Source organism: Mycoplana sp. MJR14 (assembly GCF_029210525.1).
Taxonomy (GTDB): Bacteria; Pseudomonadota; Alphaproteobacteria; order Rhizobiales; family Rhizobiaceae; genus Mycoplana.
Genome location: NZ_JARGEO010000032.1, coordinates 1 through 382, shown reverse-complemented (window position 1 = coordinate 382; position 382 = coordinate 1). Strand labels below are relative to the sequence as shown.

1 tRNA gene and 1 rRNA gene are annotated in these 382 nt (G+C 59.2%); both read left to right on the top strand.

The window, feature by feature from the left end:
- Positions 1 to 24: 24 nt before the first annotated feature.
- Positions 25 to 139, top strand: a 5S ribosomal RNA gene (gene rrf / locus P0086_RS25205).
- Positions 140 to 303: 164 nt separating this feature from the next.
- A tRNA-Met gene (locus tag P0086_RS25200) sits at positions 304 to 380 on the top strand.
- Positions 381 to 382: the final 2 nt, after the last annotated feature.

Sequence of the window (382 nt, the reverse complement as noted above, 5' to 3'; positions counted from 1 at the left end):
GCATGAACATTTGCCCTTAGCCGACCTGGTGGTTCTGGCGGGGTGGCTGCACCCGTTCCCATTCCGAACACGGCCGTGAAACGCCCCAGCGCCAATGGTACTTCGTCTCAAGACGCGGGAGAGTAGGTCGCTGCCAGGTCTGCTAAAGGCAAATGAAACAGAACGACCCAGAAGGCGCAGACTTCTGAAACCAGAAGCCGTCCGCAAACAATCTTCTCGACACAGCACAGGCACGGGCACCGGCCCACAGCCGAACAAAAGGGCCGCGCAAGCGGCCTTTCGTGTTACAATGCAAACCCATAACGCGGGGTGGAGCAGCCCGGTAGCTCGTCAGGCTCATAACCTGAAGGCCGCAGGTTCAAATCCTGCCCCCGCAACCAAA